The organism is Modestobacter sp. L9-4 (assembly GCF_019112525.1).
Lineage (GTDB): Bacteria > Actinomycetota > Actinomycetes > Mycobacteriales > Geodermatophilaceae > Modestobacter.
In genome coordinates this window covers 1280860-1306740 of record NZ_CP077800.1, presented here as the reverse complement: position 1 = coordinate 1306740, position 25881 = coordinate 1280860, and the positions used below count along the sequence as shown (strand labels likewise).

Here is a 25881-nt window from a genome sequence, read left to right as displayed (position 1 = left end):
CGACCAGCCGACGTCGGCCGCTGGCCGCGAGGAGGAACCGTGAGTCGTCGCAGCACCGTGCTGGTCACCGGCACCGTCCTGCTGCTGCTGTTCGGGGTGCTCGGTGCCGTGCTGCCCGTCCCCTACGTGGCGCAGGTGCCCGGGCCCACCTACAACACCCTCGGCGACATCAACGGCACCCCGATCATCACCGTGACCGGCCGCGAGCCCAACGACACCTCGGGCAACCTGAACCTGACCACCGTCGGCATCCCGCAGGGCTCGCTGAACCTGGTGCGGGCGGTGCAGGGCTGGTTCGACAGCGAGGTGACCGTCGTCCCGCGCGAGCAGGTCTACCCCACCGGCAAGTCGGTGCAGGACACGCAGGCGGAGAACCGGCAGGCCTTCCTCACCTCCGAGCAGTCCGCCCGCGCCGCCGCGCTGAGCGAGCTCGGTTACCCCGTCGAGGTCGTCGTCCAGGGCGTGCCGGACGGCTCGCCGTCGACCGGGCAGCTGCAGGACGGCGACGCGGTCGTCGCGGTGGACGGCACGCCGACACCCACCCAGGACGCGCTGCTCGGCGTCCTCCAGGGCATCCCGCCGGCCAGCGCGGTGCGGGTCGACTACACCCGCCTCGGCGCACCGGGCACCGCCACGGTGACCACCGGCGCGGCGCAGGAGGGCGACGGCTCGGCACTGGGCATCCAGGTGCTGGAGACCCCCTACGCGCCGTTCGACGTCTCGATCCAGGTGGACGACGTGGGCGGGCCCTCGGCCGGGCTGATGCTCACCCTCGGCATCATCGACATGGTGGGCGACACCGACCTCACGCAGGGCGCGGTCATCGCCGGCACCGGCACGATCGACGCCGCCGGTGCGGTCGGGCCGATCGGCGGCATCCCGCTGAAGCTCGTCGCCGCCCGGGACATCGGCGCGGTGCTGTTCATGGTGCCGGCGGCCAACTGCGCCGAGGCGCTGGCCAACGCGCAGCCGGGCCTGCCGATGGCCAAGGTCGCCACGCTGGACGACGCCCTGACCGCGCTGGGTGACCTCCGCGCGGGTCGGACGCCCGCAGGCTGCTGACCACCCGGTCAGGGAACCGTGGTGTGCTTGTGCCACGGCCGGGAACCCGCCGCCGCCGACAGCAGTTGAGGGAGCGGACCCCCGGGCTCGCACCCTCCTCGCCGACGGCGGGCTGCGGGCGCCTGTGTCCGAGTTCCGCGGCCGGGCCCCGTGCCCGCGCCCACCCCTGAGACAGGAGTCCGACCGTGGCCATGCGGCCCCCCGTGCCGGTGCCGGCGTTGTCCCGGCGCGCCAAGCTGGCCATCGGCGTCGTCGCCGTCCTGCTGGTGCTCTTCACCGTGATCGGCACGCTCACCAACGTCTACGTCGACTACCTCTGGTTCGACGAGACCCGCTTCACCGAGGTCTTCTGGACCGAGCTGCAGACCCGGGCGCTGCTGTTCGCGCTCGCGGGCGTGGCCACCGGCGGGCTGGTGGCCCTCTCGGTCCACCTCGCCTACCGGTTCCGCCCCACCTTCCGGCCGATGTCGCTGGAGCAGCAGAACCTCGAGCGCTACCGCCAGTCCCTCGAGCCCCGCCGCAAGGTCGTGCTGACCGCCCTCGGCGTCGTGCTGGGCCTGCTCGCCGGTGCGGCCGCGCAGGGCAGCTGGCAGACCTGGCTGGCCTGGCGCAACGGCACCCCCTTCGGCACCCCCGACCCGCAGTTCGGCAAGGACGTCGGCTTCTTCGTCTTCGACCTGCCCTTCTACCGGCTCGCGCTCGGCTTCGGGTTCACGATCGTGCTGCTCGCGCTGATCGGCGCGGTGCTCACCCAGTACGTCTTCGGTGGCCTGCGCCTGCAGACCCCGGGCCAGAAGCTCACCGGCGCCGCACGCGTGCAGCTGTCGGTGCTGCTGGGCCTGTTCGTGGCGCTCAAGGCGATCGCCTACTGGCTGGACCGCTACAGCCTCGTCTACTCCAACCGCGGCGGTACCTACACCGGCGCCTCGTACACCGACGTCAACGCGCTGCTGCCGGCCAAGAACATCCTGGTCGTGGTGGCCGCGATCTGCGCCATCGCCTTCTTCGTCAACATCGTGGTGCGCAACACCGTGCTGCCCGCCGCCGCGCTCGGCCTGCTGCTGGTGGCCAGCCTGCTGATCGGGGTGGCCTACCCGGCGATCGTGCAGCAGTTCGTCGTCCGGCCCTCGGCCGACCAGCGGGAGGCGGAGTTCACCTCGCGGGCGATCCAGTCGACGCTGGACGCCTACAAGCTCAACGACGTCGACTACGTCAACTACGCCCAGGACCAGACCTCGACCGCCGACGCCGACGCGGCGGTGGCCGCGCTGCGCGACGACACCGAGACGATCCCCAACGCCCGGCTGCTGGACCCCAACGTCCTGGCCGCGACGTTCACCGCTCGTCAGCAGATCCGCAACGTCTACGGCTTCCCGGACAAGCTGGACATCGACCGCTACACCATCGACGGCGTCACCCAGGACTACGTGGTGGCCGTCCGCGAGCTCAACAGCTCCGACCTCAGCGGCAACCAGGGCAGCTGGATCAACCGGCACACCGTCTACACCCACGGCAACGGCTTCGTCGCCGCACCCGCCAACCAGGTCGCCGCCGGCCAGCAGGCGGGCGAGCCCAACTTCACCACCGGCGACCTGCCCACCCGCGGCAACATCGAGGTCGACCGATCGCAGGTCTACTACGGCGAGCTGCTGAACAACGACGGCGTCGACGTCTACTCCGTCGTCGGTGGCCCCACGCCGCGGGAGTTCGACCAGCCCGAGGGCGGGTCCGGCGAGGGCCAGATCAACTCCACCTACGACGGCGCCGGTGGCGTGGCGATCGGCAGCTTCTTCCGCCGGCTGACCTACGCCATCTACTACCGGGAGCGGAACTTCCTGCTCTCCGGCGCGGTCAACGACCAGTCGAAGGTGCTCTACGTGCGCGACCCCCGCGACCGCGTGGAGAAGGCCGCCCCGTTCCTCACCGTGGACGGCGACCCCTACCCGGCGGTCGTGGACGGCAAGATCGTCTGGCTGCTCGACGGCTACACGACGTCGGACGCCTACCCCTACGCCGAGCAGATGTCGCTGGGTGAGGGGGCTGCGGACGCGCTGACCGGCACCGGCACGACCGCGCTGCCCGACCAGCAGTTCAACTACATCCGCAACTCGGTCAAGGCCACGGTCGACGCCTACGACGGCTCGGTGAACCTGTACGCCTGGGACGACGAGGACCCGGTGCTGCAGACCTACATGAAGGCCTTCCCGGGCACGGTGAAGCCGCGCAGCGAGATGAGCGAGGACCTGGTCAGCCACGTCCGCTACCCCGAGGACCTGTTCAAGCTGCAGCGGGACGTGCTGACCCGCTACCACGTGTCGGACCCGATCGCGTTCTACAACCAGAACGACCGGTGGCAGGTCTCGCCGGACCCGACGCAGCAGCAGCAGCAGGGCACGACGACCGACGACCAGCCGCCGTACTACATCCTGGCCCAGCGGCCCGGTGACCAGCGGGCGAGCTTCCAGCTCACCAGCGCGCTGAACGCGTTCGAGCGGGACAACCTCTCGGCCTTCGTCTCCGCCTCCTCCGACCCGGGCACGTACGGGCAGATCCAGGTGCTGCGGCTGCCGGGTAACACCCCCTACCGGGGGCCGCGCCAGGTGCAGAACTCGTTCCTGTCCAACAACCTCGTCCGGCCGGACATCACGCTGTTCAACAGCGAGAGCTCCCGGGCGGTCTACGGCAACCTGCTGACCCTGCCCATCGGGGACGCCGGCCTGCTGTACGTCGAACCGCTGTACGTGCAGGGCACGGGGGAGAACTCCTTCCCGCTGCTGCAGAAGGTGCTGGTCAACTACGCCGACCGGATCGGGTACGCCGACACCCTGGCCGAGGCGCTGGACCAGGTCTTCGGTCAGGGGGTGGGTGAGGTGGCCGCCGACGGCGGGACGCCCACGACCCCCAGCCCGTCGCCGACCACCCCGACCGACGGCGCCACCCCGGCGCCGAGTGCCGGGCCGGTCGACGAGGCAGCCCGCGACCAGGCGGTGAACCGGCTCAACGACGCGATCACCGAGCTCGGCGACGCGACCCGGGCCGGGGACTTCGCCCGGATCGGTCAGGCGCAGGCGGACCTGCAGGAGGCGGTCCAGGCGTACCAGGCGGCCAACGGGCAGACGGCGGCCTCGTCGTCGGCAGCCCCGTCGTCCGCGGCCCCGTCGTCGGCACCGGCGTCGGGGTCGTCGGCAGCGCCGTCCGCCTCGCCCACGCCGACCGGCTGAGCCGAGGGCGGTCCCCGGGGTGAGACGACCCCGGGGACCGGCCCCCGTGCGGCGACCTCCCCGGGGTGGGGTATGGTCGTACCAGCGACGCGGGGTGGAGCAGCTCGGTAGCTCGCTGGGCTCATAACCCAGAGGTCGCAGGTTCAAATCCTGCCCCCGCTACCAACGCCGGAGGCCCGGTCACCGTCCTGGTGACCGGGCCTCCGTCATGTGCGGGACGTCGTCCCTGCCGGGCCGCGCGCTGGCTACGCTGCGGGCCGTGCGCAGCCCCGCCCTGGTCCGGGCCGCCGACGTCGCGGACGCCGCCGGGATCGCCGCGGTCTACCGGCCGTACGTCACCGACTCGGTCGCCTCCTTCGAGTCCGTGCCCCCGGACGCGGCCGAGATGGCCGTCCGGATGCTCGCCGCACCCCGGCTGCCGTGGGTGGCCGCCGAGCGGGACGGCGCCGTGGTCGGGTACGCCTACGCGGCTGCGCACCACGCCCGGGCGGCCTACCGCTGGTCGGTGAGCTGCTCGGTGTACCTGGCCGCCGGCGAGCGGGGTGCGGGCACCGGCCGCGCGCTGTACGAGCGGCTGTTCGCCGAGCTGCGGCCGCTGGGCCACGTGACCGCCTTCGCCGGGATCGCCCTGCCCAACGCGGCGAGCGTCGGACTGCACACCGCGCTGGGCTTCACCCCGGTGGGCGTCTACCGCGCCGCGGGGTTCAAGGCCGGGCGCTGGCACGACGTCGGCTGGTGGCAGCTCCCGCTGCGCGAGCCCCCGGCCGACCCGGTCGAGCCCGGCGCGTGGACGCCTCCCGCACGGGACTAGGCGGTCACCCGGCGTCGCGCCCGGCGCACCAACAGGGCACCGATGCCGCCGGCGGCCAGCAGGGCCACCGCGGCGCCCGTGCCGTTGCCGCTCGCGGGCAGCGGGGTGCCGGTCGGGCAGCCGGCGGTGGCGGCCTTCGCGTCGCCGACGTCCAGCGTGGTGCTGCCCAACGTCCAGGTCGCGGTGGGGACGTCGGCCGAGGCCATGACCACCCGGAAGACGCCGTGGAAGGTGCCGACCTCGAAGGTGTCGGGCTGCGGCCCGTCGTACCGCGCCGGCGTCCAGTGGTTGCTGCTGCCGCCCACGTCGTAGGTGGCGGCCTTGCTCTTGGTGTTCGAGTACCCGAGGACCAGCGTGGTGGTCGTGCCGCTGACCGACCAGCAGTCCAGCAGCGGCGCGATGGTGCCCGCCGCGAGGGCCGTGCCGGGAGCGGCCACGACGGCCGTCGCGGTGACCAGGCCGGCGACCCCGGTGCGGACGAGGGTGCGCCGGACGCCGCGACCGCCACCCGCACCGGCCCTGCGCGTGCGCTCCTCGGTCACGACCAGCCTCTCCTCGACCCGACGGCGACCGGGGTCCCGGCCACCGTCGACGATCATCGGTCGCTCCAGGGCGGTCGCGGAACGCGGCGACCCCCTTCGGGGTGGGGGAGCGCCCGGTCGGGTGACGGCCGGGAGGACCCACGGGCGCACCGTCGGGGGCGTGGGGTACTGTCGTCTCTGCGACGCGGGGTGGAGCAGCTCGGTAGCTCGCTGGGCTCATAACCCAGAGGTCACAGGTTCAAATCCTGTCCCCGCTACCAACCGGAGGGCCCGGTCACCGAACACGGTGACCGGGCCCTCCGTCTGTCTGCCGTGCGCACCCGTGCAGACTCAGCCCGTTCGGGGGAACACGGCTCGACAGGAGGACGACACGCATGGACGCCGGACCCACGGTGGGAGACCCCGCCGACGGAGCGGACCAGTGGCCGGGGCAGGTGACCGAGCGTGTGCTGGCCGACGGCCGTCCGGTCCTCTACTTCGACGACCTGACCAGCACCGGCCCCGTGCACGAGGTGGCCGACGTGCGCCCGCTGCCGGAGCCGCCGCACGCCGGTGAGATCCGCTTCGACGTCCTGACCGGTGAGTGGGTGACCATCGCCGGGCACCGGATGAACCGCACCTTCCTGCCCAGCGCGGCCGACTGCCCCCTGGACCCGACGACGGACCCGGCGCGACCCACCGAGGTCCCCGACAGCAGCTACGACGTCGCCGTCTTCGCCAACCGGTTCCCCAGCTTCGCCCCGCTGACCGTCGGCCCGGCCGCGGACGCCCCGCCGCCGCCCTTCGGCCCGGCCGACCGCCCGGCGAACGGGCACTGCGACGTCGTGGTGTTCTCCAGCGACCACGAGGCCGCCGTCGTCGACCTGCCGCCGGCCCGGATGCGCACGATCGTCGAGGCGTGGGCGCAGCGCACCGCCGCCCACTCGGCGGACCCGCAGGTGGCCGAGGTGTTCGTGTTCGAGAACAGCGGCCAGGAGATCGGGGTGACGCTGACCCACCCGCACGGGCAGGTCTACGCCTACCCGACCGTGCCGCCGCGCTCGGCGCAGCTGATCGAGCAGGCCCGCCGGCACCGCGACACCACCGGCGGCAGCCTGCTGGCCGACGTGCTGGCCGCCGAGCAGGCCGAGGGCACCCGGGTCGTGCTCACCGGCGAGCACTTCACCGCCTACGTGCCCCGCGCGGCCCGCTGGCCCGTCGAGGTCCACCTGGCCCCGCACCGCGACGTCCCCGACCTGGCCGCGCTGCACGACGCGGAGAAGGCCGAGCTCGCGGTGGTCTACCAGGAGCTGCTGCGCCGGGTGTCCCGCTTCCACCCCGGCGTGGACCGGGTGCCCTACATCTCCGGCTGGCACCAGGCGCCGACCGGCGAGGACCGCGCGCTGGGCCGGCTGCACCTGCAGCTGTTCTCGCTGCTGCGGGCCCCGGGCAAGCTGAAGTACCTGGCCGGCTCGGAGTCCGGCATGGGCGCATGGATCAACGACACGACGCCGGAGCGGATCGCCGACCGGCTGCGGGAGGTGGCGTCATGACCGCCCAGGAGCAGGCCGACCTGGCCTCTGCCGAGCTGCGCGCGACCTGGGGGGTCGAGCCGGACGGCGTCTGGACCGCCCCCGGCCGTGTCAACCTGATCGGTGAGCACGTCGACTACAGCGGCGGGCGCTGCCTGCCGTTCGCGCTGACCCGGATCACCGCCGCCGCCGTGCGCCGCCGGGACGACGACGTGGTGCGGCTGTCCAGCACCGATCCCGACGCCGCGCCGTTCGAGGGCCGGCTGGGCGACCTGGGCCCGGGCTCGGCGACGGGCTGGGCCGGTTACGCCGCGGGCACGCTGTGGGCGCTGCAGCAGGCGGGCATCGACGTCCCCGGCATGGACCTGTCGGTGAGCAGCGACGTCCCCCTGGGCGCCGGGCTGTCCAGCTCGGCGTCGCTGGAGGCCGCGGTGGCCGTCGCCGCCGCGGAGCTGGCCGGTCGCGGTGACTCCGTCGAGCTGCGGCACGTGCTGGTGCAGGCGGCGATCCGTGCCGAGAACGAGGTCGTGGGCGCCGGCACCGGCGGCATGGACCAGACGGTCGCGCTGCTGGCCGAGGAGGGCTCTGCCCTGCTCATCCACACCCGCGACTTCCGCACCGAGCCGGTGCAGCTGGGCCTGGCCGAGGCCGGGCTGGAGCTGATGGTCATCGACACCCGGGTCAAGCACACCCTCGCCGACGGCCAGTACGCCAAGCGCCGCGCCGACTGCGACGAGGCCGCCCGCCAGCTGGGCCTGGAGTGGCTCTCCGACGCCACCGCCGACGACGTCGAGAAGCTGACCGACCCGCGGCTGCAGGCCCGGGCCCGGCACGTGGTCAGCGAGAACCAGCGCGTCGACCGCGTCGTGGAGCTGGTGCGCGCCGGCCGGGTGGACGAGATCGGCCCGCTGCTGGACGCCTCGCACGCCTCGCTGCGCGACGACTACGAGGTGTCCGCCGTCGAGCTGGACGTCGTGGTCGAGGCGGCCCGGTCGGCCGGTGCGCTGGGCGCCCGGATGGTCGGCGGCGGGTTCGGCGGCTCGGCGATCGCGCTGATCCGCCCGGCCGACGAGGCCGCGGTCGGCGAGGCCGTCGCCGCCGCCTGCCGGGAGCGCGGCCTGACCGAGCCCGGCACGCTCACCGTCACCTCCGGCCCGGCCGCCCGCCGGCTGTCCTGAGGCCTCCCGGGCGGGAACACCCCGCCCGGGAGGGCCGTTCGGCAGGGGCATGACACCGACGGTCTCCGACGCCCCGCAGGACAGCCGCTACGAGATCCGGGACGGCGACCGCCTGCTCGGCATCGCCGCCTACCTCCGCAACGGCCCGCAGGTGGTCTTCACCCACACCGAGGTCGAGAGCGAGGGTTCCGGGCTGGGCAGCACCCTGGTGCGGGCAGCGCTGGACGACGTCCGCAGCCAGGGCGGCTCCGTCGTCCCGCAGTGCTCCTTCGTGCGCGGCTGGATCGAGCGGCACCCCGAGTACCGCGACCTGGTGGCCGACCCTTCCTGACCGGCCCGGTGGTGCGCCTGCGAAGCTGAGGCCATGCGCGTCCTGGTCACCGGTTGGTTCAGCTTCGACGAGGTGATCGCCACCGTCGGCGACGACCTGGGCGCCGAGGTGGTGTCGGGCTGGCTGCGTGAGCTGGACGTCGACCACACGGTCGCGTGGGCGCCGTTCCTGATGCGCGGCCCGAACTGGCGCGAGCTCGACCCGGCCGACTTCACCCACCTGGTGTTCGTCAGCGGCCCGATCTCGGACACCCCGCTGCTGCGCGAGCTGACCGATGCCTTCGCCGGTGCCACCCGCTGGGCGGTGAACGTCTCGGTCGTCTCCGACGCCGGCCGAGCGCTGTTCCACCAGGTGTGGGAGCGCGACGCCCCGGGCGTGGCCCGCCCGGACCTGGCGATGGCCACCACGACGCCCGACGTGCCGGTGCTGGCGGTCGCGTTCGCCCCGCCGCAGGAGGAGTACGGCGACCGCAGCCGCGCCGTCGAGGTGCGCGCGGCGATCGAGGGCTGGCTCGGTGCCCGGGCGATCCCGTGGTTCGAGCTGACCATGGACTCCTTCGAGAAGCCCCACGAGCGCTTCCCGCTGCAGGTCGAGGCGCTCATCCGCCGGGCCGACGCGGTGGTGAGCATGCGGCTGCACGCGCTGGTGCTCGGTCTGGCGCACGGCAAGCCGGTCATCGCCTGCGACGCGATCGTCGGCGGGGCCAAGGTCACCGCGCAGGCCGGTGCACTGGGCTGGCCGCTGGTGGTGCCGGGTGACCAGGTCGACGCCCACACCCTGGACGCCGCCCTCGAGCACGCGCTGTCGGGCACGCTCACCGACGCGATCGCCGGCGCCCAGCAGCGCGGTGCGGCCGCCAACGCCCAGGCCCGGGAGTGGCTCAGCCGCCAGCTGCAGGGCTGAGCTCGCGCAGCACGTCCGCGGCCGGCCGCTGGGCGGTGGCGAACCGGTGCTCCACCTCGGCGGGCACCGGCCGTCGCTGACGCAGCGCGGCCGGGAGGTTGCGCAGCACCCCGGCCAGCGCCGTCCGGGCGGCCGGCTCGGTGCGCGCCCGGCGGGCCAGCCGCGCGGTGGCGGCCAGCGCCACCGGGAGCGGACGACGCAGCCAATCGACGAGGACGTCGTTGCGGGTCTGCAGCGACCACCGGGCCGCGCTCGGGCGGTCCGGGCCCGCCGGGTCGTGCCAGGCGACGACGTCCTCGCTGAACACCAGCTGCCACCCGGCGGCGGCCAGGTCGAGGGCGAGCAGGTGCTCCTCGCCGCCGAAGAACAGCAGCCGGGAGAAGCCGCCGGCGCCGAGGTGGGCGTCACGGCGGACCACGGCGGCGAACGCCGGGAAGCTGAGCACGTCGGGCCCGGCGGGGGAGCGGCCCAGCAGCGCCAGCCGGTGCTTGCGCGTCACGGCGTCCTCGCTGCCGTCCGAGGCCATCCGCACCCGGCCGACCACGACGGCGACCCGGGGGTGGGCGTCCAGCAGCGCGGCGGCGGCCTCCAGCGAGCCCGGCTCCCACCAGGAGTCGTCGTCGGCGAACGCCACGTACCGGGTGGTCGCGCGCCGGACGCCGTCGTTGCGGGCGACCGCCCCGGCGTTGGCGGGCAGCTCCAGGAGGTCGACCCGCGGGTGCCGCTCCCGGACGGCGGCCGCGCTGCCGTCGGCGGAGGCGTTGTCGACCACGACCACCGGGTGCACGCCGTCGTCCAGCCGGGCGAGGGAACGCAGCAGCGACTCCCGCCGGTCGCGGGTCGCGATGACGACGGTGACGGCGGGCTCGCTGGGCACCAGGGAGTTCTACCCGGCGGGCGCTCAGGCGGAGAGGGCGGTGCCCGTCCCGGTGTCATCGAGGGCGACGGCGAGCCGGTCGAGCGGCAGGTCGACCGCCCGGGCGAGGGCGGCGACGGTGAAGAACGCCGGCGTCGGGACCCGGCCGGACTCGATCTTGCGCAGCGCCTCCAGGCTCACCCCGGAGGCGAGGGCCACCTCGCCCGGGGTGCGGGCGCCGCGCGCCTCGCGCAGCAGGGCGCCCAGCCGACGGCCGCGCTCGCGCTCTTCCGGGCTCAACGGCGGTCGCACCATGGCCGTGATAGTAATACCGGGATACCAATACCGGAACCAGGAGGACGACGACGTGATCGAACTGCGCACCCCCGGCGAGATCGAGGCCATGCGGGCCGCCGGCGCCGTGGTCGCCCAGATGCACACAGCGGTGCGGGCCCTCGCCGCCCCCGGCGTCCGGCTGACCCAGCTGGACCAGGCCGCGCGGCAGGTGCTGGCCGACGCCGGGGCCACCTCGCCGTTCCTGGGCTACGCCCCGCTGCGCAGCACCCCGCCGTTCCCGGGGGTGGTCTGCCTGTCGGTCAACGACGTGGCGCTGCACGGCGTCCCGACCTCCCAGGAGCTCGAGGACGGCGACCTGCTCAGCGTCGACGCGGGCGCGACCCTCGACGGCTGGGTCGGCGACGGCGCCGTCACCTTCTCGGTGGGGACGCCGCGGGAGGAGGACGTGCGGCTGGTCGACACCACGACCCGGGCACTGGAGGCCGGGATCGCGGCGGCCGTCGTCGGTGGCCGGCTCGGCGACGTGTCGGCGGCCATCGGCGAGGTGGGCCGGGCCGGTGGCTGCGGGATCAACACCGACCAGGGCGGCCACGGGATCGGCCGCAGCATGCACGAGGCGCCGAGCGTGCCCAACGAGGGTCGCGCCGGGCGGGGCCTGAAGCTGCGCGCCGGGCTGGTCATCGCCATCGAGCCGTGGTTCCTGGCCGGCGGGTCCGACGACTACCGCGTGGACGCCGACGGCTGGACGCTGCGCAGTGCCGACGGCAGCCGCGCCGCCCACGTCGAGCACACCGTCGCCGTCACCGACGACGGCCCCCGCATCCTCACGCTCCTGCCCTGACGTGCCCGCCGTCGTGCACTGACGGCTGCCTCCGAGGCCGGGAGGCAGCAGTCAGCGCACAACGACGGGCGCAGCCGGCCCCCGTGCAGGGTGAGGGGCGCAGGGGTCCTTCCTCAGCCCAGGGCCTGGTCGAGGTCGGCGAGCAGGTCGTCGACGTCCTCGATGCCGACCGACAGGCGCACCAGGTCGGCGGGCACCTCCAGCGGGGAGCCGGCGGCGCTGGCGTGGGTCATCCGGTGCGGGTGCTCGATGAGCGACTCGACGCCGCCGAGGGACTCGGCCAGGGTGAACACCCGCGTGCGCTCGCAGACCCGCAGCGCGGCCTCCTCGCCGGCCTTGAGCCGGAACGACAGCATCCCGCCGAACTGGGACATCTGCCTGGCCGCGACCTCGTGGTTGCGGTGCTCCGGCAGCCCCGGGTACAGGACGGCGGAGACCGCGGAGTGCTCCAGCAGCCACTCGGCGATGCGGCCGGCGTTGGCGCTGTGCCGGTCCATGCGCACACCGAGGGTCTTGAGGCTGCGCAGCACCAGCCAGGCGTCGAACGGGCCGTTGACCGCGCCCGCAGCGTTCTGCAGGTACGCCAGCCGCTCGCCGAGCTCGGCGTCGGAGACGACCAGCGCACCACCGACGACGTCGGAGTGCCCGCCCAGGTACTTCGTCGTGGAGTGCACGACCACGTCGGCGCCCAGCGTCAGCGGCTGCTGCAGGTAGGGGCTGGCGAAGGTGTTGTCGACGACCAGCAGCGTGCCCGCGGCGTGCGCGATCTCCGCGAGCGTGGCGATGTCGGCGATGTTGAGCAGCGGGTTGCTGGGCGTCTCGCACCACAGCACCCGGGTCGTCTCCGGCGCGACCGCCTCCCGGACGGCGTCCAGGTCGTTGAGGTCGACGGGGACGTGCCCGACGCCCCAGGGCTCCTGCACCTTGGAGATCAGCCGGTAGGTGCCGCCGTAGGCGTCCCCGCCCAGCACGATCCGGTCGCCGGGCCGGCAGACGGTGCGCAGCAGGACGTCCTCGGCGGCCAGGCCGGAGGCGAACGTCATCGCGCGGGTGCCCTGCTCCAGGCTGGCCAACGCCGTCTGCAGGGTGTCGCGGGTGGGGTTGGCGCTGCGGCTGTACTCGTAGCCGCCGCGCAGCCCGCCCACGCCGTCCTGCTTGTAGGTGGTGGTCAGGTGCATCGGCGGGATGACCGCGCCGGTGGCCGGGTCGGGCTCCTGGCCGGCGTGGATCGCGCGTGTGTTGAAGCCGCTCATGACACGACCGTAGGCGCCGGCAGACCGACCAGGTGACCGAGCACGTCCTGCCGGGTGACCACGCCGGCGGGCTTGCCGTCGACGTGCACCAGCAGCGCGTCGGCGTCGCCCAGCGCGCTCACCGCGGCGGTCACCGGCTCGCCGGAGCCGATGATCGGCAGCGGCGGCGACATGTGCCGCTCGACCGGGTCCGACAGCGTGGCGGCACCGGTGAACAGGGCGTCCAGCAGCGCCTTCTCCGCCACCGAGCCGACCACCTCACCGGCGGTGACCGGCGGCTCGGCCTTGACCACGGGCAGCTGGCTGACGCCGTACTCGCGCAGGATGTCGATCGCGTCGCGGACCGTCTCGGTCGGGTGGGTGTGCACCAGCGTCGGGGTGGCGCCGGACTTGGCGTCCAGCAGCTCGCCGACGGTCTCCCCGCCCGACGCCGTCAGGAAGCCGTAGTCGGCCATCCACTCGTCGTTGAAGATCTTGTTCAGGTAGCCGCGGCCGCCGTCGGGCAGCAGCACGACCAGGACGTCGTCCTTGGTGAGCCGCTCGGCGACGCGCAGGGCCGCGACCACCGCCATGCCGCAGGAGCCGCCGACCAGCAGCCCCTCCTCGCGGGCCAGCCGCCGGGTCATGGCGAAGGAGTCGCCGTCGGAGACCGCGATGATCTCGTCGGCGATCGACTTGTCGTAGGCCTCGGGCCAGAAGTCCTCGCCGACGCCCTCGACCAGGTAGGGCCGCCCGGTGCCGCCGGAGTAGACCGAGCCCTCGGGGTCGGCGCCGGTGACGTGCACGCGGCCGCCGCTGGCCTCCTTGAGGTAGCGGCCGACGCCGGAGATGGTGCCGCCGGTGCCCGCACCGGTGACGAAGTGCGTGACCCGGCCCTCGGTCTGCGCCCAGATCTCCGGCCCGGTGGTCTCGTAGTGCGACTGCGGGTTGGCCGGGTTGGCGTACTGGTCGGCCTTCCAGCCGCCGGGGGTCTCCCGGGCCAGCCGGTCGGAGACGGAGTAGTAGGAGCGCGGGTCGGCCGGGTCGACGGCGGTGGGGCAGACGTGCACCTCGGCGCCGTAGGCCCGCAACACGTTGATCTTCTCCGCGCCCACCTTGTCCGGGCACACGAAGACGCACTTGTAGCCGCGGGTCTGTGCGACCAGCGCCAGGCCGATGCCGGTGTTGCCGCTGGTCGGCTCGATGATCGTGCCGCCCGGCTGGAGCGCACCGGAGGCCTCGGCGGCCTCGACCATGCGCACGGCGATGCGGTCCTTCACCGAGCCGCCGGGGTTGAGGTACTCCACCTTGGCCAGCACCAGGGGCGCATCCGGCCCCAGGTGGGCGGTGACCGACCGCAGCCGCACCAGGGGGGTGTCACCGATGAGCTCGATGACGGACTCGGCGTACTGCACGCGGGCCTCCTCGACACCGGGCGCGGCCGGTTGCCGCTGCCCGTGTCCGACCATCCCACCAGACGGGAGCAGGAGGGGTCCTGCCGCTCGGGCCGACCCCGTCACGAGACCGGTTGTGGCCGATCGTGTCCCGCGGCACGGTGATCCCGGCGTGGGCGCCGGTTACCCTCGGGACGCCCGACACGTGCACGGGCAGGTGGGACGTCGAAGACACGGCGTGCCCTCCCAGGTCGGAAGAGAGACGCACTGCCATGACCGCCGCCCTCGGTGCGCTCCACGAGCGCCTCGCCGGTGTCGTACTCGTCGGCCGCGAGCTGCCGGAGGTGCTCACCGAGATCGTGCAGATCTCGCGCAGTGTGATGCCCGGCGCCGACGCCACCTCCATCACGCTGATCCGTGACGAGCGTGCCTTCACCGCCGCCTTCGACGGGCAGATCTCACTGGACGCCGACGAGCTGCAGTACGAGCGCGGCCACGGTCCCTGCCTGGACGCCGGCCGCGCCGGTGAGCTCTTCGTGGTCGCCGACATGGCGGCCGAGGAGCGCTGGCCCGACTACGCGGTGCACGCCACCGAACGGGGCGTGGGCAGCTCGCTGTCGGTGCCGCTGCCCTTCCAGGGCGCCACGATCGGCGCGCTGAACAACTACTCCGTCCGGCCGCACGCCTTCGGTGCGGCCGACATCGCCCTGGGCGAGGAGGTCGCGGCCTTCGTGGCGATCGCGGTCGGCAACGCCGAGGCCGCCGCGCGGGCCAGCGACGACGTGCTGAACATGCGCCGGGCGATGGCCTCCCGTGGGGTCATCGAGCAGGCGAAGGGCATCCTGATGGAGCGGTACAAGATCACCGCCGAGCAGGCGTTCACGCTGCTCACCCACGCCTCGCAGCGCGCCAACGTCAAGCTGCGCGACGTCGCCGAGGAGCTGACGACCACCGGCGTGCTCCACGGCAGCTGACCGTCCGCCCGCCTGGCGGGCGGCGCGCCGCCGGGGCCAGGATCAGCGCATGACCACCACGCTCCCGCCCGTTCCCCGGCGCACCCTCGGCGGCCTGGAGGTCTCCGCGCTCGGCCTGGGCTGCATGGGGATGAGCCAGATGTACGGCACGGCCGACCGGGTCGAGTCGCTGGCCACGGTCCGCCGTGCGCTCGACCTCGGCGTCACGTTCCTGGACACCTCCGACGTCTACGGCAGCGGCCACAACGAGGAGCTCGTCGGCGAGGCGATCGCCGGTCGGCGGGACGACGTGCAGCTGGCCACCAAGTTCTCGCTGTCCCGCAACGACCGCGGCGGCCTGGACATCGACGCGCGGCCGGAGAACGTGCACGCCAGCGTCGAGGCGAGCCTGCGCCGGCTGGGCGTCGACGTGATCGACCTGTACTACCAGCACCGGGTCGACCCGGTGGTGCCGATCGAGGACACCGTCGGCGCGATGGCCGAGCTCGTCGAGCAGGGCAAGGTGCGGTACCTGGGCCTGTCGGAGGCGAGTGCGGCGTCGGTGCGCCGGGCCGCCGCCGTGCACCCGATCGCGGCGCTGCAGAGCGAGTGGTCGCTGTGGACCCGCGACCTCGAGTCCGAGGTCCTCGGCGTCGCCCGCGAGCACGGCATCGGCATCGTGCCGTTCAGCCCGCTGGGCCGCGGGTTCCTCACCGGCGCGATCACCAGCCCCGCCGACTTCGGCGACGACGACTGGCGGCGCGGCCACCCCCGCTTCACCGGCGAGGCGTTCACCGCCAACCTCCGGCTGGTCGAGGCGGTGCGGGCCCTGGCGGAGGAGAAGGGCGTGGCCCCCGGTCAGCTCGCGCTGGCGTGGGTGCTCGCGCAGGGGCAGGACGTCGTCCCGATCCCGGGCACCAAGCGGCGCAGCTACCTGGAGGAGAACGTCGGCGCCGCCGGCGTCGAGCTCACGCCCGAGGACCTGACCCGGCTCGGGGAGATCGCCCCGCCCGGGGTGGCCGAGGGCGGCCGGTACGTCGACGCCGGGTACACCTACGGGGACAGCCCCGAGAAGGGCTGACGCCGTCGTGCCCGACGCCGTGGTGGTGGGTGCCGACCTGGGCACCAGCGGACTCAAGCTCGCCGCCCTGGACGACGCCGGGGTGGTCGTCGCCGAGGCCGAGGCCGCCTACGACGTGGACCGGCCGCGCGCGGGCTGGGCGCAGACCGACGTCGCGGTCTGGCTGCGGGCCCTCGACGACGCCGCGGCCGGGCTGCGCCACCAGCTGGCCGGCCGCCCGGTCGCGGCCCTGGGGCTGTCGGGGCAGATGCACGGCGCGGTGCTGGTCGACGCCTCCGGGACGGCGCTGGCGCCCGCGCTGCTGTGGCCCGACCAGCGGGCCACCGGGGAGCTCGAGCGCTGGCGCGCGCTGCCCACCGCCGACCGGGCCGCGCTGGCCAACCCGCTGGCCGCCGGCATGACCGGCCCGCTGCTGGCCTGGCTGGTCGCGCACGAGCCCGGGCTGGTGGCCGCCGCGGCCACGGTGCTGCTGCCCAAGGACGCCGTCCGCGCCGCCCTGGTGCCCGGCGCCGACCCGGCCGTGACCGACCGCAGCGACGCCTCGGCCACGCTGCTGTGGGACGTCCCCGCCGACCGCTGGTCCGCTGCGGCCACCACGGCCGCCGGGGTCGACGAGGGTCTGCTGCCCGCCGTCCGCCCGGGACACGAGGTCGTCGGCACGACCGGCCTGTTCGGCGGGGAGGTGCCGGTCGTGGTGGGCGGCGCCGACACCCCGCTGGCACTGCTGGCCGCCGGCACCGGCAGCGGCGTCCAGGTCAACCTCGGGTCCGGTGCCCAGCTGCTGCGGCCGGGGGTGGCGCCCGCCCCGGCCGACGACCCCGTCGTCCACTGCTACGCCGACGCCGAGGACGGCTGGTACGCCATGGCCGCGCTGCAGAACGCCGGCACCGCCTGGGACTGGGTGCGCACCGTGCTGGGCCTGGACTGGGCAGGGTTCGCCGGCAGCCTGTCGAGCTCACCGCTGGGCGCCGGCGGGGTGTCCTTCGCGCCCTTCCTCACCGGCGAGCGCGGTGGCGTCGCCGGGCCGGGCACGCGGGGGAGCTGGACCGGGCTGTCGGCCGACACCACCCGCGCCGACCTCGCCCGGGCGGCGCTGGAGGGCGTGGCCTGCGCGGTGGCGGCGGGGCTGGACCTGCTCGGTCCGGCGGACGACGAGCTGGTCGTGCTCACCGGCGGCGGTGCCCGCGATCCGGTGGTGCAGCAGCTGCTGGCCGACGTCCTGGGCCGGCCGGTGCAGCACGTGCAGGTGCGCAGTGCCTCCGCCGCCGGGGCCGCGGTGCTCGCCGCCCGCGGGGTGGGCGGGGCGCTCGTGCCGCAGCGGGTCGGGGACCCGGTGGTCGCGCCGCGGCGGGCGGCCGAGGCGGCCGCCGTCCGCGAGCGGTGGGCCGCGGCGGGCTGAGCTCGCCGCGCGGAACGACTGCGCGGCTGGCACCGTTGACACAGACGAGCGGGGCCCGTACGGGGCTCCCCGGAGCACGAGGGGGTGGACGCGTCGTGGCGTCGCTGTTGAACAAGGTCATCCAGTTCGCGAACAGCCCGAAGGGCAAGCAGGTCATCCGTCAGGCGACGGACAAGGCCCAGACGTTCGCCAAGGACCCGAAGAACCGGGCCAAGATCGAGGACGTCCGCCGGCGCATCCAGGGCGGCCGCGGGAACGGGTCCGGCCCGGTCCGCTGACCCCGCTGCACCGGCCCGACGGCGCTCACCCCTCCCGGGGGGCGAGCGCCGTCAGCACGTCGGGGTGCAGGACGCCGTTGCTGGCCACCGCGCTGCCGCCGGCCGGGCCCGCCGCGCCGGACAGGTCGGTGAACGCCCCGCCCGCCTCGCGCACGATGACGTCGAGCGCGGCGAGGTCCCACAGCGAGACCTCGGGCTCGCAGGCCACGTCGACCGCGCCCTCGGCCACCATCATGTAGCTCCAGAAGTCGCCGTAGGCGCGGGTGCGCCAGACCTGCCGGGTCAGGTCGAGGAACGGCTGCAGCAGGTCGCGCTCCTCCCAGCCGGACAGCGACGAGTAGGACAGGCTCGCGTCGGCCAGCCGGCCCACCTCGGACACGGTGCAGCGGGTGGCGTTCTCCAGCCGGCGGCCGGTCCAGGCGCCGGTGCCCGCCGCGGCCCACCAGCGGCGGTTGAGCGCCGGCGCGGACACCAGCCCGACGACGGGCACGTCACCGTCGAGCAGGGCGATCAGCGTGGCCCACACCGGCACGCCGCGGACGAAGTTCTTCGTGCCGTCGATCGGGTCGATGACCCAGCGCCGGTCGCCGCGGCCGGTGCTGCCGAACTCCTCGCCGAGGACGGCGTCCCGGGTCCGGGCGCGGGCCAGGGTGATGCGCAGCTGTTCCTCGACCCGGTGGTCGGCGTCGGTGACCGGCGTCAGGTCCGGCTTGGTGTCGACCTTGAGGTCCTGCGCGCGGAACCTGTCCAGGCTGATCGCGTCGGCCTGGTCGGCCAGCACGTGCGCCAGGCGCATGTCCTCGTTGTACCCGCGCGCGCCAGCCGTCATGGCCAGAACCTAGCGGGCGGGACCGCGACGGCCCCGCCCGCCGAGCTGTGGCCCCGTCCCCTAGCCCGCTCCGAGCGTGGTGACGTGCTGGAGCGGCCCCCTCTCAGGTCCCGCCCCGAGCTCGCGAGAGGTGGGGGGAGACGGGGTCCTTCCTCAGTCCTTGAAGACGGCCTTGCTGACCGCCGCCGGGGTGTCGTACTCCTGGTCGTCGATGCCCTTGAGCGCCTCGAGCACGTCGTCGCCGCCGCCGTGGGACTCCGCGTGCTTCACGACGTCGTCCTTCTTCGCCGGGTAGTCGATGCCGGACAGGGCCTTCTGGATGTCGATCGGGCTCACCATGACGGGTGCCTACCCCGGCGCGGGCGTGCCGACTCGCCGCGGTGCGGCGGATACCGTCGTGGCCATGGAGGCCGGGACGATCGTCGGGCTGCTGGCCGATCCGGTGCGGCTGCGGGTGGTGGCCGCCCTGGCGTTGGGCGCGACCACGATCGAGGACGTCGCCCGGACCGCGGACCTGTCGCTGAAGGACGTCGCGCTCGCCGCCCGCCGGCTGGCGCGCGCGGGGCTGGTGCACCGGGACGGGCACACGCTGCTGCTGCACACCGAGCGCTTCGGCGAGGCCGCCCGGGCCGCGGCGGCCAGCGCGCCCGCGCCCGAGCCGCTGTCGGAGGACCCCGGCCAGGACGCCGTGCTGCGCGCCTTCCTCCGCGACGGCCGGCTGGTGTCGATCCCGGCGCAGCGGGCCAAGCGGCTGGTCGTGCTCGAGCACCTGGTGCACGTGTTCGAGCCCGGCGTGCGCTACCCCGAGCGTGAGGTCAACGCCCTGCTCGCGGCCTGGCACCCCGACGTGGCCGCACTCCGCCGGTACCTGGTCGACGAGGCACTGCTGACCCGGGACGCCGGCGTCTACTGGCGCAGCGGCGGGTACGTGGAGGTGTGATGCGGCGTCAGGTGTTCGCGTTCTCCGGCGTGCTCGAGCCCCGGCCGGGGGAGCGGGGCAACCGCCCGCTCATCGACCACCTGCTGGCCCTCGGCGCGGCCCGCCGGCAGGAGCCCGGCCCGGTGCGGCTGTGCTACCTGCCCACCGCGGTCGGCGACGACCCGGCAGCGGTCTCGGCCTACGAGCGGGTCCTGGGCGGCCGGGACGACGTCGTCCTCAGCGTGCTGCGGCTGTTCCCGCGGCCGAGCGTGCCCGACCTGCGCGCCCACCTGCTGACCCAGGACGTCGTCCTCGTCGAGGGCGGCAGCGTGGTGAACCTGATCGCCGTGTGGCGGGCGCACGGGCTCACCGACCTGCTGCGCGAGTGCTGGGAGGCCGGCGTCGTGCTCGCCGGGCCGAGCGCGGGGAGCCTGTGCTGGCACGTGGGCGGCCCGACCGACGCCTGGTCGGACCGGCTCGAGCCCTTCACCGACGGGCTGGGGCTGCTCCCGCACAGCAACGCGGTGCACGACGACCTCACCGACCTGCCGCGCCGTGCGGCCTACCGGCAGATGGTCGCCGACGGTGAGCTGCCGGGCGGGTACGCGACCGAGGACGGCGTCGGCCTGCACTACCTCGGCACCGCGCTGGCCGAGGTGGTCACGGCCCGACGCGGCGCCCGCGCCTGGCGCGTCGAGCCCGACACCACCGGCGGCTTCCTCGAGCGCCCCCTCATGGCCCGCCAGCTCTAGGCGCCCTCTCTCCACGACTCGCGAACTCGCCGCGGTCCCTCGGCCCCCTCTCAGGGCCCCGCCGTGAGCCTGCGAAGTGGCGGGAGAGGGGGTTCTTGTTCAGTGGCCGGGGGTGAGCTGGCCGACGGCGGCGAGCAGGCGGCGGAAGCTGGCCAGGCGTTCGGCACGGGCCGGTGGGCCGGCGGCGGCCCAGGGGTCGAGGGCGCAGCCGGGGTCCTCGGTGGTGTGCCCGCACATCGGCGGGCAGTCGACCGAGGCCTCGGCCAGGTCGTCGAAGGCGGCGAGGACGTCGCCGGCGGTGACGTGCGCCAGGCCGAAGGAGCGGATCCCGGGGGTGTCGATGAGCGTGCCGCCACCGGGCAGGTCCAGCAGCACCGCCGAGGACGACGTGTGCCGCCCCTTGCCGATCTTGCTGACGTCGCCGGTGGCCCGGAAGGCGCCGGGCACCAGCCGGTTGAACAGCGTGGACTTGCCCACGCCGGACTGCCCGACCAGCACGCTCGTCTTGTCGCGCAGCCGGGTCACCAGGTCCTCCAGCGGTGCCTCGGGCGACATCGGCACCGCGTCGACGTCCAGGCCGGCGTAGCGGTCCAGCAGCGGCTGGGCGCTGGCCAGGTCGTTCTTCGTGAGCACCAGCAGCGGGGTGAGCCCGCCGGCGTAGGCGGCGACCAGGCAGCGGTCGAGGAAGCCCAGCGCCGGCTCGGGGTCGGCGATCGAGGTGACCACCACCAGCTGGTCGGCGTTGGCCACCACGATCCGTTCGGTGGGGTCGGTGTCGTCGGCGGTGCGGCGCAGCGAGGTGACCCGCTCGGCGATGGTGACGATGCGGGCCAGGCTGTCGGTGCGCCCGGAGGTGTCGCCCACCACCCGGACCCGGTCACCCACGACCACGCCGTGCTTGCCCAGCTCCCGGGCGCGCATCGCGGTCACCTCGACGGGCGTGCCCTCCGGCCCCTGCACGCGCACCGTCATCCGGCCGCGGTCGACTGCGACCACCAGCCCGGGCACGGCCTCCTCGTGGGCCGGCCGGGTGCGGGTGCGCGGCCGTGAGCCGTGCCGGGACGCCCGGACGCGGACGTCGTCCTCGTCGGACCGGCTGTCCATCCGCCGCCCGCTCACGCCACGACCTCCGGCAGCCCGGCTCCCACGAGGGCGGCCCAGCGGTCGGTGAAGTCGGGCAGCGTCTTGGCCACCGCGCCCGGGTCGGTGACCTCGACTCCGTCGACCGCCAGCCCGAGCAGCGCCGCGGCGTGCACCATGCGGTGGTCGGCGTAGGAGTCCAGCCGCGCCGGGCGCAACGTCCCCGGCGTGACCACCAGCCCGTCGGGCAGCTGCTCGACCGAGGCGCCGACGGCGGTGAGCACCTCGTCGAGGGCCTGCAGCCGGTCGGTCTCGTGGCCGCGCAGGTGGGCGATGCCGGTCAGCCGCGACGGCCCGTCGGCCAGGGCGCACAGCGCGGCCAGCACCGGGGTCAGCTCGCCGACCTCGCCGAGGTCGGCGTCCAGGGGGGCGACTCGGTCGCCCCCGGTGACCTGCAGGCCCACCTCGGTGCGGACGACGTCGGCGCCCATCGCGGTGAGCAGCCGGTCGAGCTGCGCGCCGGGCTGGGTGGTGTCGGCGGGCCAGTCGCGCACGGTGACCCGGCCGCCGGTGACCAGCGCCGCGGCCAGGAACGGGGCGGCGTTGGACAGGTCGGGCTCGACCACCCGGTCCAGCGGCGCGACGGGGCCGGGCGCCACCGACCAGCCGCCGTCGACGGCGGTGACCCGCACGCCGTGCTCGGTCAGCGTGCGCACCGTCATCTCCACGTGGGGGAGCGAGGGCAGGCTGCCGGCCACCGTGAGCGTGATGCCCTCGTCGTAGCGCGCCGCGGCCAGGAGCAGGCCCGACACCACCTGGCTGGACTCGCTGGCGTCGACGGTGACCGCTCCGCCCCGGACGGCGCCGGTGCCGTGCACGGTGAACGGCGCCCGCCCGCGGCCGTCGTCGTCGATGCGGACCCCGAGGTCGCGCAGGCCGGTGATCAGCCCCGCGTTCGGCCGGTCGCGCAGCCGCGGGTCGCCGTCCAGCCGGACCGGGCCGGTGGCCAGCGCCGCCACCGGGGGCAGGAAGCGCAGGACCGTGCCGGCCAGCCCGGCGTCGACCTCGGCCGGGCCGCGCAGCTCGCCGGGGGTGACCAGCCAGTCGGCGCCGTCCTCGGCGACCGCGACGCCGAGCGCCCGGAGCCCGGCGGCCATCAGGTCGGTGTCGCGGGCCCGCAGCGGGCGCACCAGGCGGCTCGGGCCGGCGGCGAGCGCGGCCAGCACCAGGGCACGGGCGGTGAGCGACTTGGAGCCGGGCAGGGTGACCACCGCGTCCACCGGGGTGTGCCGCGACGGGGGTGCCCAGACCTCGACCATGGTGGCCATCCTGCCCTGCCGGCCGCGGTCTGCGGACGCGACGACCACGTCGGCCGTGCCGGAGGACACCGGGACGGGGCAGGACGGCAGGGCGCGGACCCTCCGGTCGTCGGTGGTCGCCCCTACGCTCGCAGGCGGGCCGCCTGCACAGGGGAGGCCCGGGGAGGAGCCGTCATGTGTGGTCGGTACGCCGCCAGCCGCCGTCCGGAGGACCTGGTGGTCGAGTTCGAGGCCGTCGTCGCCGAGGGCCAGGCGCCGCTGCCGGCCGACCACAACGTGGCGCCCACCAAGGACGTGTACGTGGTGCGGCACGCCAGGGAGCGGGACGCCGAGGGCGCGCTCACCGGTGGTGGGCACCGCGAGCTGCGGGTCGTGCGCTGGGGCCTGGTGCCCTCCTGGGCCAAGGACGTCTCGATCGGCAACCGGATGCTCAACGCCCGGGTCGAGTCGCTGACCGAGAAGCCCGCCTTCCGCACCGCCGCCGCCGGCCGCCGCTGCCTGGTGCCCGCCGACGGCTGGTACGAGTGGGCGCCGCGGCACGACGCCCCGGGCAAGCAGCCGTACTACGTGACCCCCGAGGACGGCTCGGGGCTGGCGTTCGCCGGCCTCTGGGAGGTGTGGGGCCGCGGCGAGGACCGGCTCTACACGTGCACCGTGGTCACCGCCCCCGCCGTCGGCGCGCTGGCCGAGGTGCACCCGCGGATGCCGCTGGTGCTGCCGCGCGAGCGCTGGGCCGACTGGCTGGACCCCGCCCAGCAGGACGTCACGGCGGTCGCCGCGCCGACCCCGCCGGAGTACGTCGAGCGGCTGGAGATCCGGCCGGTCGGTGCGGCCGTGGGCAACGTGGCGAACAACGGGCCGCAGCTCACCGCCCGCCAGGAGCAGGTCAGCGAGCCGGCCGACCAGCCGGCCCTCTTCTGACGTGGCGGGCACGACCGCTGCCGGACCGCCGCCGGCCGGGTCCCGGGCGCTGCCGGACTGGATCGCCGCCGGGGTCACCTTCCTGGCCTCGGGCTCGGTGCTGGTGCTCGAGGTCGTGGGCCTGCGGCTCATCGCGCCCTACGTGGGCATCACCCTGCAGACCAACACGGCGGTCATCGGCTTCGCGCTGGCGGCGATCGCGATCGGCGCCTGGGCCGGTGGCGCCGCCGCCGACCGCACCGACCCGCGGCGGCTGATCGCCCCGCTGCTGGTCGCCGGCGGGGCGCTCGTGGTCGCCGTGCTGCCGCTGGTGCGCTTCGCCGGCGAGCTGCTCACCGGCGCGGCGGCCGGGAACGTGCTGGTGCTGGCCGCGGTGGCGGTCATCGTGCCGGCCGCGCTGCTGTCGGCGGTGCCGCCGATGGTGGTCGCGCTGCAGCTGGGCAGCCTGGCCGAGACCGGGTCGGTGGTCGGTCGGCTGTCGGGCATCGGCACGCTCGGGGGGATCGTGGCCACGTTCGCCACCGGCTTCGTGCTGGTGGCGCTGCTGCCCAGCAGCGTCATCCTCGTGGGCACCGGGCTGCTGGTGGTGGTGGTCGGGCTGGTCCTGGCGCTGCTGCTGCGCCGGAGCAGCCCCGGGGTCACCGCGCGGCTGCCCGCCGGCCTGCTGGTGCTGGCCGTGGCCGCGCCGGTGCTCGCCGCGGTCGCCCCCACCCCGTGCGAGACCGAGACGTCCTACCACTGCGCCCGGGTGGAGGCCGACCCCGAGCGCAGCACCGGGCGGGTGCTGGTGCTGGACACGCTGCGGCACTCCTACGTCGACCTCGCCGACCCCACGCACCTGGAGTTCGAGTACGTCCAGGCCATCGCCTCGGTCACCGACGCGATGGCCCCGGCGGGCGCCCCGCTGTCCGCGCTGCACGTCGGGGGCGGCGGCGCGACGCTGCCGCGCTACCTCGCGGAGGTGCGGCCGGGCACGGTCAGCCGGGTGCTGGAGGTCGACCCCGGGGTGGTCGACGTCGACGAGCAGCAGCTCGGGCTGCGCACCTCGCCCGAGCTCGAGGTTCAGGTCGGCGACGCCCGGGTGGCGCTGCAGTCCGAGCCCGACGGCGCACGCGACCTCGTGGTGGGCGACGCCTTCGGTGGCCTCTCGGTGCCCTGGCAGCTGACCACGGCCGAGGCGCTGCACATGGTCGACGCCGCGCTCGCCGAGGACGGCGTCTACGCGGTCAACCTGATCGACCACCCGCCGCTGGACTTCGTCCGGGCCGAGCTGGCCACCCTGCGGTCGGTCTTCCCCGAGGTGGTGCTGCTGGCCCGGGCGCCGGTGCTGGCCGGCGAGGACGGCGGCAACGTCGTGGCCGTGGCGTCCCGGCGCCCGCTGCCCGCCGAGGCGATCGCCGCCGCGATGGCCGACCGCGGACTGGCCTGGCAGGTCGCCGCGGGGGAGCAGCTCACCTCCTTCATCGGGGACGCCGACGTCCTCACCGACGACTTCGCCCCCGTCGACCAGCTGCTCACCCCCTACGGCTGACGCAGGGGCCGCCCCGGGCCCGCGGCCCGGGGGTCACCCCCGGGCGATCGGGGCGGTGCGGGCGCGGGTGAGCCGCACCAGGTCGGCCGGGGCCAGCTCGACCTGCAGGCCGCGGCGCCCGGCGCTGACCAGGACCGTCTCCAGGGCCAGGGCGCTCTCGTCGACCACGGTGGGCAGCGCCTTGCGCTGGCCCAGCGGGCTGATCCCGCCGCGCACGTAGCCGGTGGCCCGCTCGGCGTCGGCGGGCTCGGCCATCGCGGCCTTCCGCCCGCCGGCCGCCGCGGCCAGCGCCTTGAGGTCGAGTGACCCGCTGACCGGGACGACGGCCACGGTGAGCGCGCCGTCCACCCGGGTGACCAGGGTCTTGAACAACCGCGACGGGTCGACGCCCAGGGCCGCCGCGGCAACCTCCCCGTAGCCGTGCCCCTCCGCCCCGTCGGCCGGGTCGTACTCGTGCAGCGAGCACACCACCCCGGCCCGCTCCAGTGCCCGCACCGCCGGTGTCGCCGCCACGGCGCAGCAGCCTAGGACCCGCGCCCGTGCCTGTGGAACGGCCCCGGCGAGGAAGGCGCGCGATCGGGGAATCGACCCCGGGCACGTGCCGTTGCACCGACCGTGAGCAGCACAGTCCCGGGCGCAC

Annotated in this window: 26 protein-coding genes and 2 tRNA genes; 18 read left to right on the top strand and 10 right to left on the bottom strand. The window is 75.0% G+C overall.

What is annotated here, in order from left to right; translation table 11 throughout:
* Positions 1-39 precede the first annotated feature (39 nt).
* The 4 genes from KUM42_RS06050 (at position 40) to KUM42_RS06035 (ending at position 5094) form a co-directional block, all read left to right on the top strand.
* Positions 40-1062: a PDZ domain-containing protein gene (locus tag KUM42_RS06050; protein WP_237495840.1), complete on the top strand. Its 1023-nt coding sequence runs from the start codon at positions 40-42 to the stop codon at positions 1060-1062.
* Positions 1063-1253: 191 nt separating this feature from the next.
* Complete coding sequence (locus KUM42_RS06045) at positions 1254-4283, top strand: UPF0182 family protein (protein ID WP_237496645.1); 3030 nt, start codon at positions 1254-1256, stop codon at positions 4281-4283.
* Between the two features lie 88 nt (positions 4284-4371).
* A tRNA-Met gene (locus tag KUM42_RS06040) sits at positions 4372-4448 on the top strand.
* Between the two features lie 94 nt (positions 4449-4542).
* Positions 4543-5094 carry a GNAT family N-acetyltransferase gene (locus tag KUM42_RS06035; RefSeq protein WP_237495838.1) on the top strand — a complete coding sequence of 184 codons (552 nt, stop codon included), beginning with the start codon at positions 4543-4545 and terminating at the stop codon, positions 5092-5094.
* On the opposite strand, the gene KUM42_RS06030 is transcribed toward KUM42_RS06035, so the two are convergent.
* The gene (locus KUM42_RS06030) at positions 5091-5693 is read right to left on the bottom strand and encodes a hypothetical protein (RefSeq protein ID WP_237495836.1); all 603 of its coding nucleotides are present in this window, start codon (positions 5691-5693) and stop codon (positions 5091-5093) included. The genes KUM42_RS06035 and KUM42_RS06030 overlap by 4 nt on opposite strands.
* A gap of 126 nt (positions 5694-5819) precedes the next feature.
* Here KUM42_RS06030 and KUM42_RS06025 point away from each other — a divergent pair.
* The 5 genes from KUM42_RS06025 to KUM42_RS06005 all read left to right on the top strand — a co-directional run bounded on the left by KUM42_RS06025 (position 5820) and on the right by KUM42_RS06005 (position 9559).
* A tRNA-Met gene (locus KUM42_RS06025) sits at positions 5820-5896 on the top strand.
* A gap of 114 nt (positions 5897-6010) precedes the next feature.
* Positions 6011-7168: a galactose-1-phosphate uridylyltransferase gene (gene galT / locus KUM42_RS06020; RefSeq protein ID WP_237495834.1), complete on the top strand. Its 1158-nt coding sequence runs from the start codon at positions 6011-6013 to the stop codon at positions 7166-7168.
* A complete protein-coding gene (gene galK / locus KUM42_RS06015) occupies positions 7165-8325 on the top strand; it encodes a galactokinase (RefSeq protein WP_237495832.1) in 1161 nt (386 codons plus the stop codon). Before galT ends, galK begins: the two co-directional genes overlap by 4 nt.
* A gap of 49 nt (positions 8326-8374) precedes the next feature.
* Positions 8375-8656: a GNAT family N-acetyltransferase gene (locus KUM42_RS06010; RefSeq protein ID WP_237495830.1), complete on the top strand. Its 282-nt coding sequence runs from the start codon at positions 8375-8377 to the stop codon at positions 8654-8656.
* A gap of 33 nt (positions 8657-8689) precedes the next feature.
* Positions 8690-9559 carry a polysaccharide pyruvyl transferase family protein gene (locus tag KUM42_RS06005; RefSeq protein ID WP_237495828.1) on the top strand — a complete coding sequence of 290 codons (870 nt, stop codon included), beginning with the start codon at positions 8690-8692 and terminating at the stop codon, positions 9557-9559.
* Here the strand turns inward: KUM42_RS06005 and KUM42_RS06000 are convergent.
* Both KUM42_RS06000 and KUM42_RS05995 read right to left on the bottom strand, forming a co-directional pair.
* Positions 9537-10436 (bottom strand): glycosyltransferase family 2 protein, encoded by a 900-nt coding sequence (locus KUM42_RS06000; protein WP_237495826.1) that lies wholly within the window; start codon positions 10434-10436, stop codon positions 9537-9539. The genes KUM42_RS06005 and KUM42_RS06000 overlap by 23 nt on opposite strands.
* A 24-nt stretch (positions 10437-10460) precedes the next feature.
* Complete coding sequence (locus KUM42_RS05995) at positions 10461-10730, bottom strand: helix-turn-helix domain-containing protein (RefSeq protein WP_237495824.1); 270 nt, start codon at positions 10728-10730, stop codon at positions 10461-10463.
* Between the two features lie 52 nt (positions 10731-10782).
* Between KUM42_RS05995 and map the strand changes: the two genes are divergently transcribed.
* A complete protein-coding gene (gene map, locus KUM42_RS05990; protein ID WP_237495822.1) occupies positions 10783-11553 on the top strand; it encodes a type I methionyl aminopeptidase in 771 nt (256 codons plus the stop codon).
* 113 nt (positions 11554-11666) lie between these two features.
* Here map and KUM42_RS05985 read toward each other — a convergent pair whose 3' ends face one another.
* Positions 11667-12806: a cystathionine gamma-synthase gene (locus tag KUM42_RS05985; RefSeq protein ID WP_237495820.1), complete on the bottom strand. Its 1140-nt coding sequence runs from the start codon at positions 12804-12806 to the stop codon at positions 11667-11669.
* Positions 12803-14200, bottom strand: a complete 1398-nt coding sequence (locus tag KUM42_RS05980; RefSeq protein WP_237495819.1) for a cystathionine beta-synthase — start codon at positions 14198-14200, stop codon at positions 12803-12805. Before KUM42_RS05980 ends, KUM42_RS05985 begins: the two co-directional genes overlap by 4 nt.
* A gap of 251 nt (positions 14201-14451) precedes the next feature.
* Here KUM42_RS05980 and KUM42_RS05975 point away from each other — a divergent pair, with 251 nt between their 5' ends.
* The 4 genes from KUM42_RS05975 (at position 14452) to KUM42_RS05960 (ending at position 17890) form a co-directional block, all read left to right on the top strand.
* A complete protein-coding gene (locus KUM42_RS05975; protein ID WP_237495817.1) occupies positions 14452-15153 on the top strand; it encodes a GAF and ANTAR domain-containing protein in 702 nt (233 codons plus the stop codon).
* A 49-nt stretch (positions 15154-15202) separates the two neighbouring features.
* Complete coding sequence (locus KUM42_RS05970) at positions 15203-16213, top strand: aldo/keto reductase (RefSeq protein ID WP_237495815.1); 1011 nt, start codon at positions 15203-15205, stop codon at positions 16211-16213.
* A gap of 7 nt (positions 16214-16220) precedes the next feature.
* A complete protein-coding gene (locus KUM42_RS05965; RefSeq protein WP_237495813.1) occupies positions 16221-17612 on the top strand; it encodes an FGGY family carbohydrate kinase in 1392 nt (463 codons plus the stop codon).
* Between the two features lie 95 nt (positions 17613-17707).
* Complete coding sequence (locus KUM42_RS05960; RefSeq protein ID WP_237495811.1) at positions 17708-17890, top strand: hypothetical protein; 183 nt, start codon at positions 17708-17710, stop codon at positions 17888-17890.
* 25 nt (positions 17891-17915) lie between these two features.
* Here KUM42_RS05960 and hisN read toward each other — a convergent pair whose 3' ends face one another.
* Both hisN and KUM42_RS05950 read right to left on the bottom strand, forming a co-directional pair.
* Complete coding sequence (hisN, locus tag KUM42_RS05955) at positions 17916-18719, bottom strand: histidinol-phosphatase (RefSeq protein ID WP_237495809.1); 804 nt, start codon at positions 18717-18719, stop codon at positions 17916-17918.
* 153 nt (positions 18720-18872) lie between these two features.
* Complete coding sequence (locus KUM42_RS05950) at positions 18873-19058, bottom strand: DUF2795 domain-containing protein (RefSeq protein WP_237495807.1); 186 nt, start codon at positions 19056-19058, stop codon at positions 18873-18875.
* Between the two features lie 64 nt (positions 19059-19122).
* Here KUM42_RS05950 and KUM42_RS05945 point away from each other — a divergent pair, with 64 nt between their 5' ends.
* Together KUM42_RS05945 and KUM42_RS05940 are read left to right on the top strand one after the other, a co-directional pair.
* Positions 19123-19659 carry a DUF2087 domain-containing protein gene (locus KUM42_RS05945; RefSeq protein WP_237495806.1) on the top strand — a complete coding sequence of 179 codons (537 nt, stop codon included), beginning with the start codon at positions 19123-19125 and terminating at the stop codon, positions 19657-19659.
* A complete protein-coding gene (locus tag KUM42_RS05940; RefSeq protein WP_237495804.1) occupies positions 19659-20390 on the top strand; it encodes a peptidase E in 732 nt (243 codons plus the stop codon). Before KUM42_RS05945 ends, KUM42_RS05940 begins: the two co-directional genes overlap by 1 nt.
* Positions 20391-20489: 99 nt before the next feature.
* Here the strand turns inward: KUM42_RS05940 and rsgA are convergent, their stop codons facing one another.
* Both rsgA and aroA read right to left on the bottom strand, forming a co-directional pair.
* Positions 20490-21509, bottom strand: coding sequence for a ribosome small subunit-dependent GTPase A (gene rsgA, locus KUM42_RS05935; RefSeq protein WP_237495801.1), 1020 nt, complete (start codon positions 21507-21509; stop codon positions 20490-20492).
* Entirely contained in the window at positions 21506-22789 is a 1284-nt protein-coding gene (gene aroA / locus KUM42_RS05930) for a 3-phosphoshikimate 1-carboxyvinyltransferase (protein WP_237495800.1), read from the bottom strand. Before aroA ends, rsgA begins: the two co-directional genes overlap by 4 nt.
* A gap of 174 nt (positions 22790-22963) precedes the next feature.
* Between aroA and KUM42_RS05925 the strand changes: the two genes are divergently transcribed.
* Positions 22964-23710, top strand: coding sequence for an SOS response-associated peptidase (locus tag KUM42_RS05925; protein ID WP_237495798.1), 747 nt, complete (start codon positions 22964-22966; stop codon positions 23708-23710).
* Between the two features lies 1 nt (position 23711).
* Complete coding sequence (locus tag KUM42_RS05920; protein WP_237495796.1) at positions 23712-25241, top strand: fused MFS/spermidine synthase; 1530 nt, start codon at positions 23712-23714, stop codon at positions 25239-25241.
* 33 nt (positions 25242-25274) lie between these two features.
* On the opposite strand, the gene ybaK is transcribed toward KUM42_RS05920, so the two are convergent.
* Positions 25275-25754 carry a Cys-tRNA(Pro) deacylase gene (gene ybaK / locus KUM42_RS05915; RefSeq protein WP_237495793.1) on the bottom strand — a complete coding sequence of 160 codons (480 nt, stop codon included), beginning with the start codon at positions 25752-25754 and terminating at the stop codon, positions 25275-25277.
* Between the last annotated feature and the right edge of the window lie 127 nt (positions 25755-25881).